The organism is Streptomyces sp. SGAir0957, assembly GCF_043523415.1.
The window spans coordinates 186,531-198,969 of the sequence record NZ_CP027293.1; the positions used below are offsets into that span (position 1 = coordinate 186,531).

General features: G+C 73.6%; 1 protein-coding gene and 1 pseudogene. One reads left to right on the forward strand and one right to left on the reverse strand.

The window, feature by feature from the left end; all coding sequences use genetic code 11:
• The first annotated feature begins 22 nt into the window (after window positions 1-22).
• Window positions 23-1,072 (forward strand): methyltransferase, encoded by a 1,050-nt coding sequence (locus C1N81_RS06470; RefSeq protein WP_394427655.1) that lies wholly within the window; start codon window positions 23-25, stop codon window positions 1,070-1,072.
• A gap of 66 nt (window positions 1,073-1,138) precedes the next feature.
• On the opposite strand, the pseudogene C1N81_RS06475 reads toward C1N81_RS06470, so the two are convergent.
• Window positions 1,139-12,397 (reverse strand): annotated as a pseudogene (locus tag C1N81_RS06475) (type I polyketide synthase); the annotation flags it as partial.
• Between the last annotated feature and the right edge of the window lie 42 nt (window positions 12,398-12,439).

Here is a 12,439-nt window from a genome sequence, read left to right on the forward strand (position 1 = left end):
CCTTCCTTCCCCGTGGAGAACGATGAAGAACGCCGCCCACGAAGACGATCCGGTCCTCGAACGCTTCCACTTCCTCGTCAACGCTCCAGCGTTGTTCAACGCCGTCACCACCGCGGCCGAGCTGCGGATCTTCGCCTTCCTGTCCGGGAAGCCCGGCGCGAGCGCGGCGGAGATCCAGTCGTTCTGCGGCGTGCCCGCGCACCAGCTCAGGGTCCTGCTCCAGGCGGTCTGCACGACGGGGCTGCTGGAACGGCGGGACGGCGGTTACCACAACGCGTCGGTCGCCGAGGAACTGCTGGCCGCGGACGAGGAGCCGGACAGCTGGAGTCACATCCTGACCGGCTGGAAAGAGGTCTACTACCCCGCGTTCGCGGACATGACGACGGCGCTGCGGGCGGGTACCAACACCGCCCTGGCCGCCCACCCCGGCGACGAGCCGACCCTGTACGGGCGGCTGTCCCGCAATCCGCCCCTGGAGGCGGTCTTCCACCGGGCGATGACGGCCTTCACGCTCCGCTCGGTCGACGCCCTGATCGAGCAGCCCGTCTTCGACGACGTACGGCACGTGCTCGACGTGGGCGGCGGTGACGGCAGCACCTCGGCGCGGCTGGTCGCCCGCCATCCGGAGCTGCGGACGACGGTGTTCGACATGCCGAGCGTCTCCCGGCTCGCCTCCGACGCCGAGGCGGGCGCGCGGCCCGACCGGGTGAGCCTGGTGCCCGGTGACATGTTCACCGACCCGTTCCCCGAGGGCCCGGACGCGGTGCTCTTCAGCCATGTGCTGGAGATCTTCGACGAGGACTCGATCCTGCTTCTGATGAAGAAGGCGTACGACGCCCTGCCCTCGGGCGGCCGGGTCATGGTGTACGGCTACAACGTCTCCGACGACGAGACGGACGGCGTATTCGGCGCCCGGCTCGGGCTCTACTTCAACGTGCTGGCGAGCGGCCGCGGCATGGCCTATCCGGCGCGCGACTACGAACGCTGGCTGCGCGAGGCCGGGTTCGGCGAGGTGGAGACCGTTACGGGGCTGCCCTACGAGCACGGGCTGAGTCTGGGCGTCAAGCGCTGACCGACGGGCGCGTGCGAGCGGGGCCGGCCTTCGGGCCGGCCCCGCTCGCGTCGTGTCGGCCGCGTGTCACTCGCGGTTGCGGGGGCGCAGGCGAGGACGGGTGCGAGTGCGGGTGCGGGGAGCCGTGCAGAGTTCGAGCAGATGGTCGGCCAGGCTGCCCGGGGTGGGGCAGTCGAGGACGGTGGCGGCACTGATCTGCAGGCCGGTCGCGGCGCCGAGACGGTTGCGCAGCCGGGTCGCGGTGAGCGAGTCGAAGCCCAGGTCGACGAAGCCGCGGTCGGGGGCCACCACGTCGTCGCTGTCGTGCCCCAGCACCAAGGCGGCCTGGGTGCGCACAAGGCGCAGCATCTCGGCGCTCCGCTCCCGCGCGGGCAGCGTGTCGAGGCGGCGCAGGAACGCGTCCGGGTCCTCGGTGGACGGCTCCTCGTGCAGCGCTCCGACACCCCGCAGGGCGTCGCGGAACGCCGGAACACCGTCGAACAGCCTGGCGGCCGGGCGGGCCCCGGGCGTCGTGGCGACGTGGGCCGCGAGGCGCTTCCAGTCGGCGTCGAAGACAGCGGTCCCGGTCTCCTGGGCACGGGCGGCACGGTCGAGGGCGCGCAGCGCCAGCGCCGGGCGCATCGGAAGGAGGCCGCCGTCGCGGGCCGCTGTGTCGTGGGTTGTGCCCTGCGACACGTGCTGCGTTGTGTCTGACGTCGTATCCGGCGTTACGTCTGACGTCGTGTCTGGCGTTATGTCTGACGTCGTGTCTGGCGCTGTGTCCTCGTCGGCCCATGGCCCCAAGGCGACGCGGGTCACGGGCAGTCCGGCGCTGCGCCGCTCCTCGGCCAGGGCGTCAAGCAGAGCGTCGGACAGGGCCGGTCCGGCCTGCCCGGGGGCGCCGAGGGTGGCGGTGAGGGTGGTGAGGAGGACGAAGGCCGCAGGCTCGGCCCGGTCGCGGGTGAGGTCGTGCAGGTTCCTGGCGGCCAGGGCGTCGGTCCGCAGAGCCTCCTGAAGCCCGGCGGCGGTCTGCTGGGCGAGGGCGCTGCCGCCGGACGCGGGGCGGGTGGGGACGACGACAGTCAGCGGGCCGGTCGGAGGGAGGCCCTCCAACAGGGCCGCGGCTTCGGCCCGGTCGCCCAGGTCGCGGGTGACGATGTCGGCGCGGGCGCCGAGCGCGGCGAGTTCGGCGCGCAGGGCGTCGGCCGTTTCCGCGGAGGTCGAGTCCGCCAAAGCCGGACGGGAGACGAGCCGGAGGTGTTCGGCGCCCTCGCGGGCGAGATGCAGGGCGACCTGTCGGCCGACGGGTCCGGTGCCGTCGGCGACGAGCACGGTGCCGGTGGGCGGCCACGGGGTGGCGACGCCGGTGTCGACAGGCGTGGGAGCGGGCGCCTGGATGACGCGGCGGGCGAAGAGGCCCGCGCCGCGGACCGCGATGTCGCTCTCGAACGCGGCGTCGCTCCCGCTCCCCCCGTCGGCCGCGCTGTGGGCGAGGACCGCGGCGAGCCTGCTGCCGGTCCAGCCGTCGATCCGCTCGGGCAGGTCGACCGTGCCGGTCCACTGCCCGGAGGATTCGAGGGCGGCGACGCGCCCGAGTGCCCGTACGCCGAGTTGTTCGGGATGACGGACGTGCTCGGCGGCGCCGACCGCCTCCGCGCAGCGGGTGGCGTGCCACACGGGGACCCGGCTGCCGTTCTCCTCCAGGGCTCGCAGGAGCGCCAGCGTGAGACCGACTCCTTGGGGTACCGCCTCGTGCTCGCGGTGCTGTCCGGAGGCGAGGGCCATCAGCGACAGGATGCCGGAGACGGGCCCGAACTCCCCGCTGAGGGACCGGAGTTGGTCGGCCAGTGCGTCGCCATCCGCGCACGGCATGAGGACCGGTTTCATGCCCTGGGCGGTCAGTGCCGCGACGAGGCCGGTGACCCACGGGTCGTCGGCCTGTTCCGCGGCGACGGGGAGGACCCAGATGCCGCCCGGTGCCGCCGGGGGGACGGCGATCGTCGTCCAGGAGGCGCGGTGACGCCATCCGTCGATGCGGCCGTCCTCGTCGCGCCGCCGACGGTAGGCGGTCAGGAGCGGCAGCAGAGTGGCCGCCGACTCGGCGTCTCCGAGGGCGAGTTCGTGAGCAAGAGCGGCATCGTCGGAACGGTCGTCGGGACGCCGGGTGCCCTCGTCCGACGGCAGCCAGTAGTCGGCCCGCTGGAAGGCGTACGTGGGCAGGTCGGCGGTGTGCGGCGCACCGTCCGGGACGGCGAGTACGGCGGACCAGTCAAGGTCGGCGCCGCGTACGAAGAGCTGCCCGACGGCCCGGGTCAGGGCGGCTGTGTCACTCTCTTCGGCACGCAGCGTCGGGATGAATGCGGCCTCGGGGGCGCTGTCCTGGCCCATGGCGGACAGGACGGCGTCGGGGCCGATCTCCAGGAAGGTGGTCACTCCGTCGGCGGCCAGTGCGGCGATCCCGTCGGCGAAGCGGACCGGTTCGCGCACGTGCCGCACCCAGTGCTCCGGCTCCACCGGCCTGTCGGAGGGCAGGAACCCGCCGGTCAGATGGGACATGACCGGGATCTCGGGCGCGGCACCGTCCAGGTCGGCCAGTTCGGCGCGCAGGGGGGCCAGTACGGGCTCCATCAGCGGCGAGTGGAAGGCGTGGGACACGGTCAGCCGCCTCGTCCGCGCGCCGAGCCGTTCGAGCTCGGCGACGATCTCCTCGACGGCATCCGCCGCTCCGGAGAGGACGACGGAGTCGGGGCCGTTGACGGCGGCGAGACCGACCTCGTGGGCCCGGTCCGCCAGCAGCGGCGCGACCTCGGCCTCGGACAGCCGTACGGCGACCATCGCGCCGTCCTCGGACAGGTTCCGCATGAACCGGCCCCGGGCGGCGACGAGCGTGCACGCGTCGTCGAGGGAGAGCGCACCGGCGACATGGGCCGCGGTGATCTCGCCGACGGAGTGGCCCGCCACCGCGTCGGGGCGCAGCCCCCAGGAGGCGAGGAGCCGGTACAGCGCGACCTCGACCGCGAACAGCGCGCACTGGGCGTGCAGCGTCCCGGTGAGGGTGCGTGCGGCGCTCTCGCCGGTGTCGAAGACGATGTCCCGCAGGGGCGGTTCGTCGGGGAGCAGCGTGTCGAAGCGGGCGCAGACGGTGTCGAAGGCGGCGGCGAAGGCCGGGTGGGTGCGGTGGAGTTGTGCGGCCATGCCCGCGCGCTGGCTGCCCTGGCCGGTGAAGAGGACAGCCGTGCGCCCGGCCTGCGCGGCGCCCGTCGTCAAGTGGGGCGCGGGCCGGCCGGCGGCGAGCGCTTCCAGTCCTGCGGTGAGGTGCTCGTGGCCCTCGCCGGTGATGACGGCCCGGTGCGTGAACAGCGACCGTCGGGTGGCGAGCGCCACGGCCAGGTCGCGCGGGGCGGGGCCGGCGGCGGCCGGCCGCTGCCGCAGGTGCGCGAGGAGGCGGCGGGCCTGATCGCGCAACGCGGCCGGGGAGCGCCCGGAGAGCACCCACGGCAGGGTGGGGGCCGGGGCCCCCTCGGGGGCGTCGTGGGTCGGCTCGGCGGCGCCGGCCGGTGCGGGCTGTTCCCGCGGGGCCTCTTCGATGATCACGTGGGCGTTGGTGCCGCTGATGCCGAAGGAGGACACGCCTGCACGCCTGGGCCGCTCACCGGCGGGCCAGGCGACGGGGTCGCGCAGCAGCTCGACGTCGCCGCTCGCCCAGTCGACGTGGTCCGACGGCTTGTCGAGGTGCAGGGAGCGGGGCAGGACGCCGTGGTGCAGCGCCTGCACCATCTTGATGACACCGGCCGCCCCGGCGGCGGCCTGGGTGTGCCCGATGTTGGACTTCACCGAGCCGAGCCGCACCGGGTCGGCGGCGGTGTCCCGGCCGGCACCGTAGGTGGCGAGGACGGCCTGGGCCTCGATCGGGTCGCCGAGGCGGGTGCCGGTGCCGTGGGCCTCCACGGCGTCGATGTCGGCGGTGGTGAGGCGGGCGTCGGCGAGGGCGGCGCGGATGACGCGCTGCTGGGACGGCCCGTTGGGGGCGGAGAGGCCGTTGGAGGCACCGTCCTGGTTGGTCGCGGTACCGCGGACCAGGGCGAGGACGCGGTGTCCGCTCCGGCGGGCGTCCGAGAGCCGTTCCACCAGCAGGACGCCCGCACCCTCGGCGAGCGAGGTCCCGTTCGCCGCTTCGGCGAACGGCTTGCAGCGCCCGTCCGGTGCCAGGCCCCGCTGACGGCTGAAGCCCATGAGGGCGCCCGGCCCCGGCATCACCGCGACTCCCCCGGCGAGCGCGAGGTCGCACTCCCCCGCCCGCAGCGCCCGTACGGCCATGTGGAGGGCGACGAGCGAGGACGAGCAGGCGGTGTCGACGGTGACGGCGGGCCCTTCGAGGCCCAGGACGTAGGCGATCCGGCCGGACACCACGCTGCCGGCGGTGCCGGTGATGAGGTGCCCCTCGGCGCCCTGCCCGGCGTGGTGCAGGCGGGGTCCGTACTCCTGGTAGTGCGAGCCGACGAACACCCCGGTCCGGCTGCCGCGCAGGGTCGCCGGGACGATGCCCGCCCGCTCGACGGCCTCCCAGCCCGTCTCCAGGAGCAGCCGCTGTTGGGGGTCGGTGGCCAGGGCCTCGACGGGCGAGATGCCGAAGAACTCCGCGTCGAAGCGCCCCGCGTCGTGCAGGAAGCCGCCCTCGCGGACGTAGGCCCGGCCGGGTGTGTCGGGGTCGGGGTCGTACAGGGCGTCCAGGTCCCAGCCCCGGTCGGCGGGGAGGGGGCCGATGGCGTCGCCGCCGGAGTCGACGAGCCGCCACAGGTCCTCCGGGGTGGCCACGCCTCCCGGGTAGCGGCACGCCATGCCGACGATGGCGATCGGGTCGTCGGACGTGGGCGTCCCGGAGGGGTCGTGATCGTCCCGGCCGGGCGCCGCGGCGGCCGTGTGCTCCGCCTTGAGAACGTCCGCTCCGAGGAGCTCGCCGAGCAGGTGCCCGGCGAGGGCGGAGCAGGTGGGGTGGTCGAAGGCCAGCGTCGCGGAAAGCCGCAGTCCTGTGACGGCGCCGAGCCGGTTGCGCAGGTCGACGGCGGTCAGCGAGTCGAGACCGAGGTCCTTGAACGCCCGGTCCGGCTCGATCGCACCGGCGTCCGCGTGTCCGAGCACGGTGGTCACCTGAGCGCGGACGAGGTCGAGCAGCGTAGCCCGGCGCCTCTCGGGCGGCTGGCGGAGCAGGGAGTCCTTCAGCGCCGTGGCCCGGTCCGCGGTGCCGGGGTCTGCGTCGGTCAGGCGGCGGCGCCGGGGGGCGGTGGTCTTCCGGGCGAGGCCGCTCAGCAGAGGGTGGTCGGCGGCGTCGCCGGCCGCGAGGGAGCGGACGTCGAGGCGGGCGGCGAGGACGGCGCTCTCGGGCGACTGTTCGGCGGTGTCGAGGAGGCGCAGCCCGTCCTCCGTGGACATCGGCAGCACACCCATCCGACGCATCCGCGCCAGATCCGCCCGCTCCAACCCTCCCGTCATCACACTGCGCTGCTCCCACAACCCCCACGCCACCGACACACCCGACAAGCCACGCGCCCGCCGGAACGCCGCCAACCCATCCAAGAACGCGTTCCCCGCCGCATAATTCGCCTGCCCCGCAGCCCCCAACACCCCAGCAGCCGACGAGAACAACACAAACAGGCCCTGCGAATCCGCCATCACCTCATGCAGATTCCACCCACCCACCACCTTCGCCGCCAACACACCCTCCAGCCGCTCCGGCGACAGCCTTTCCACCACCACGTCATCCAGCACACCCGCCGCATGCACCACCCCCGACACACCACCCGGCAAACCCTCCACCACACCCCGCAACGCCACACGGTCCGCCACATCACACACCGCCACCCGCACCTCAGCACCCAGACCCGCCAACTCCCCCACCAAAGCGCCCACTTCACCACTACGGCTCAACAACACCAACCGACGCACACCCCGCTCCCGGACCAGATGCCGCGCCACCACACCACCCAGCACACCCGAACCACCCGACACCAACACCCAACCACCTGCGCCCTCACCCTCACCCTCCGAGGGAGATGCCACAGGCCGACCAGTCGGCGGCACACTGAGCACCAGCTTGCCCACATGCTTCGCCCGGCTCATCAGCGCGAACGCCTCACCCGCCCGCCGCACGTCCCAGACCCCGAGGGGCAGACGCGTCAGCGCACCCGTCTCGAAGAGGTGAATCACTTCGCGCAGCATCTCCCCCATGCGGCCAGGTCCCGCTTCCACCAGGTCGAACGCCCGGTACGTCACGCCGTCGTGGGCAGCAGCGACCTCTTCCGGGTCCCGTACATCGGCCTTGCCCAGCTCCACGAACCGGCCACCCGGACGCACCAGCCCCAACGACGCATCCACCAACTCCCCCGCCAGCGAATCCACCACCACATCCACACCCGAACGAAACACCTCCGCAAACCCCACCGACCGCGACGAAGCAATACACCCCTCCGCCACACCAAGGCCCCGCACCACCGGCCACTTCGACTCACTCGCCGTCGCACACACCTCCGCCCCCAACCACCGCGCCAACTGCACCGCAGCCATCCCCACACCACCCGCCGCCGCATGCACCAACACCGTCTCCCCCGACCGCACACCCGCCACATCAACCAACGCAAAAAACGCCGTCACAAACGCCACCGGAACCGACGCTGCCTCCACGAACGACCATTCCTCCGGGATCGCCACCACCACCCGCTCGTCCACCACGGTGAACGAGCCGAACCAGTCGCCTCCCAGACCCATGACCCGGTCGCCGACGGCGACGCCCGTCACGCCGGGGCCGATCTCGGTGACGACGCCGGCGCCCTCGCTGCCCATCCGCGCGTTCTCCGCGTCGGGGTAGGTGCCCAGCGAGATCAGTACGTCACGGAAGTTGACACCGGCGGCCCGGACCTCGATCCGTACGTCGCGCACGCCGAGCGGCCGGGTCGCCGCCGTGGCGGGAACCGGGGCGACTCGGTCGAGTGCGGTTCCGGGAGTGGCACGCAACTGCCAGTCGGCATCGGGTAGTTCGGGGGTCTCCGGTACCGCGGTGAGGCGGGGGGTCAGGGTCTCGCCCCGCCGGAGCGCCAGTTGCGGTTCCCCGGTGGAGAGGGCGGAGGGCAGCGCGGCGAGCGAGGCGGGTTCGTGGTCGAGGTCGGCCAGGACGAACCGGCCGGGGTGTTCCGACTGCGCGGAGCGCACCAGGCCCCAGACGGGTGTGGCCGCGAGATCCCGCACGCCCTCACCGGGTCCCGCGGCGACGGCTCCCCGGGTGAGCAGCACCAGCTTGGCGCCGGTGGCGGACAACGCGTCGTCGGCCAGCCAGGACTGCACGAGTGCCAGCGTTCGGGCGGCGGCGGCCACGGCCTCCCCCGCCGTGTCCTCCTCGGCGTCACCCGGGACCGCCGGTTTCTGGTCGACGCTGGCCAGCACGTATGCCGGTGCCGGGCACCGGCCGTCGGCCAGTTGCTCGGCCAGGCCGGTCAGGCTGTCGTGATGTGACGCGATGCCCTCGAGACCGTCGGCCGGGGTTTCCGGGCCCACGCACGCGAGGACCGGTGGCGTGTCGGCGATCGTGTCGGCGATCGTGTCGGCGATCGTGTCGGCGTCCGGCAGCGGTACAGGGGTCCACTGCACTCGGTGCAGTGTGCCCGTCCCACCTCCGAGCGTCGCGTCGGAGCCCTGGAGAGGTCGGGTCACGAGTGTGTCGACGGAGGCCACCGGTCGGCCCGTGTCGTCCGCCAGGAGCACCGACATGCCCCCGCCGGTGACCGGCGTGAGCCGTACGCGCAGACGCGACGCCCCCGTGGCGTACAACGACACACCGGTCCACAGGAAGGGCAGTTCGACGGAGGATGCAACGGAGGTTTCGACGGAGGTACGGCCCTCTTCCGTCCGGGCCGACCACGCATGCAGGGCGGCGTCAAGGAGCGCCGGATGCAGGCCGAACCCGTCGGTGTTCCGCCGCGCCTCCTCGGGCAGGGTGACCTCGGCGTAGAGCGTGTCGCCCTGGCTCCAGACGGCGCCGAGGCCGCGGAAGACCGGGCCGTAGGAGAGTCCGGCGGCGGCGAGGCGCTCGTACAGCCCGCTCGTGTCGATCTGCCGGGCGCCGTCGGCGGGAGGCCAGGCGTCGAGGCCCGCGGGTTCAACGTCGTCGTCGGTGGCGGCGGCGGCGGCCGTGAGGGTGGCGCGGGCGTGCCGTGACCAGACGCCGTCGGTGTCACCGATGTACACGCCGACGGCCCGGCGGCCGTCGGCGTCCTCGGGGCCGCCCACCGTGACCTGGACGCGCAGGGCGCCGCCGTCCGCGGGGAGGACAATCGGCTTCTCGATGCTGAGTTCTTCCAGCCGGTCGCAGCCGACGGCGTCCGCCGCGCGCAGCACGGTCTCGACGAGGGCGCTGCCCGGGACGACCGCCCTGTCCACGACCGTGTGGTCGGCGAGCCACGGGTGGGTGCGCAGGGACCAGCGGCCGGTGAACAGGTGGCCGTCGCTGTCGGGCAGGGGCACACCCGCGTCGAGCAGGGGGTGCCCGACGGGTTCCATGCCCGTGGCGGCGGCGTCGGCGGTGGCCGTCGTGGCGGAGTCGAGCCAGTGCCGGGTGCGCTGGAAGGCGTAGGTCGGCAGGTCGACGTGGACGGCTCCGGTCGCGTCGAACACGCGGGACCAGTCCACCCGCACTCCGGCGACGTGGGCCTCGGCGAGGGACCTGAGCAGCCGGGGTTCACCGGCGTCGCCGCGCCGCAGCGTCCCGACCGCCGCGACGTCGCTGCCGTGGTCCTCCGCGGTCCGCTCCACGCCGGGGGTGAGCACCGGGTGCGGGCTGACCTCGACGAAGTGGCGGAACCCCGCGTCGAGCAGGGCGCGCACGGTGTCCTCGAAGCGGACCTGGGAGCGGAGGTTGCGGTACCAGTACGCGGCGTCCAGCGTGGTCGTGTCGGCCTTCTCGGCGGTCACGGTGGAGTAGAACGGCACGTCGGAGGGGTGTGGCGAAAGACCCGACGCCGCCTTCTCGACCTCGGCGCGGATCTCCTCCACGTGGACCGAGTGGGAGGCGTAGTCGACCGGGATGCGGCGGGTGCGCACGCCGTCGGCGTCGTACGCGGCGAGCAGTGCGTCGAGCGCGGCGGCGTCGCCGGAGACCACGAGGTGCGAGGGGCCGTTGACCGCGGCGACGGAGAGGGCGCCGTCGTGGGCGGCGACGGCGCGGCGCACGTCGTCCGCGGGTGCGGTGACGGAGGCCATGCCGCCGCGGCCGGTGAGTGCCGTCAGCGCCCGGCTGCGCAGTGCCACCACGCGGGCCCCGTCCTCCAGGCTCAACGCGCCCGCCACGACCGCGGCGGCGATCTCGCCCTGCGAGTGGCCCACGATCGCGGCCGGCCGGACGCCGTAGGACTCCCACACCGCGGCCAGCGACACCATGACCGCCCACAGCGCGGGCTGGACGACCTCCACCCGCTCCAGCGCCGTCTCGTCGCGCAGCGCTCGCAGCAGGGGGATGTCCAGATGGGGTGCGAGCGCGGCGGCGCACTCGTCCATGCGCCGCGCGAACACCGGTGACGCGTCGAGCAGTTCGACGGCCATGCCGGTCCACTGCGAGCCCTGCCCCGGGAAGACGAAGACGGGCCCGATCCCGTCGTGGACCGTGCCGGAGACGAACTCGGCGGGTGCGGGTTCCTCGCCCGACGCGTACTGCCGCAGCAGGCGCGCGGCGTCGCCGTGTTGCGGGGCGAGGAGTACGGCCCGATGGTCGAAGGGGGTGCGCGTGGTGGCCAGGGTGCAGCCGATGTCGGCGGGCGTGTGACCGGGGTGCTGTTCGGCGTGGGCGGCGAGCCGTGCGGACTGGTCGCGCAGGGCCGCGGCGGACTTGGCGGACAGGACCCAGGGCACGGTCGGCAGGGTCCGACCCGACTGCTCTACGGGCGTCTCTTCGGTGGCCGGTGCCTTTTCGGTGGCCGGTGCCTCTTCGGTGGCCGGAGCCTCTTCGCTTACCGGTGCCTCTTCGCTTACCGGTGCCTCTTCGATGATGACGTGGGCGTTGGTGCCGCTGACGCCGAACGACGACACCCCGGCCCGGCGCGGCCGTTCGCCCCGGGCCCAGGGAACGGGCCGGGTGAGCAGCCGCAGGGTTCCGGTGGACCAGTCGACGTGCGGGGACGGATCGTCGGCGTGGAGCGTGCGCGGCAGTTCCTGGTGGCGCAGGCCCAGTACGGTCTTCATGACGCCGGCAGCTCCGGCGGCGGCCTGGGTGTGCCCGATGTTCGACTTCACCGACCCAAGCCACAAAGGCCGTTCGGGATCGCGCCCTTGCCCGTATGTCGCCTGCAGTGCCCCGGCCTCGATCGGGTCGCCCAGCTTGGTGCCGGTGCCGTGCGCCTCCACCACGTCCACGTCGGACCCGTCGAGCCCGGCGTCGGCCAGCGCCGCCCGGATGACCTGCTGTTGTGCGGGACCGTTCGGGGCGGAGAGTCCGCTGCTGGCGCCGTCCTGGTTGACCGCCGTGCCGCGGACGACGGCAAGGACACGGTGACCGTTGCGGCGGGCGTCGGAGAGCCGTTCGAGGCAGAACATCCCGGCGCCCTCCGCAGGCCCGAAGCCGTCGGCGGCGGCGGAGAAGGGCTTGCACCGGCCGTCGGGGGCGAGGCCCCGCTGACGGCTGAACCCCATGAAGGTGCCGAGGGTGGGCATGACGGTGACACCGCCGGTGAGGGCGAGATCGCACTCACCCTGGCGGAGCGAGCGCACGGCCAGGTGCAGGGCGACGAGGGACGACGAGCAGGCGGTGTCCACCGTGACGGCGGGCCCCTGAAGTCCGAGCGTGTAGGAGATGCGGCCGGACAGGACGCTGGTGGTCGTGCCGGTCATCAGGTGTCCCTCGATGCCGTCGGCGGCGTCCAGGGGCGGCCCGTAGTCGAGCGCGACGGCGCCGACGAAGACCCCGGCGGCACGGCCCTTGAGGGTGGCGGGGTCGATGCCCGCCCGCTCGACGGCTTCCCAGGACGCTTCGAGCAGGAGGCGCTGCTGAGGATCCATCGCGTCGGCCTCACGCGGGGAAATCCCGAAGAAACCGGCGTCGAAGTCACCGGCGTCGTGCAGGAAGCCGCCCTCCCGGACGTAGGTGCGTCCGGGGGCGTCCGGGTCGGGGTCGTAGGCAGCGTCGGTGTCCCAGCCCCGGTCGTCGGGGAAGGGGGTGATGGCGTCGGCGCCGTCGCGGACGAGCTGCCAGAGCTCCTCGGGGGTGGTGACGCCGCCGGGGAAGCGGCAGGCCATGCCGACGACGGCGATCGGTTCGTGGGCCGCGGCCTCGATCTCGCGCAGCCGTCCCCGGGTGTCGTGCAGGTCGGCGGTCACCCGGCGCAGGTAGCCGAGGAGCTTGTCATCTTCCGG

Bases quoted from the DNA above. Each gene is read 5' to 3' on its own strand.
- C1N81_RS06470 (WP_394427655.1), top strand. From the start codon at position 23: ATGAAGAACGCCGCCCACGAAGACGATCCGGTCCTCGAACGCTTCCAC.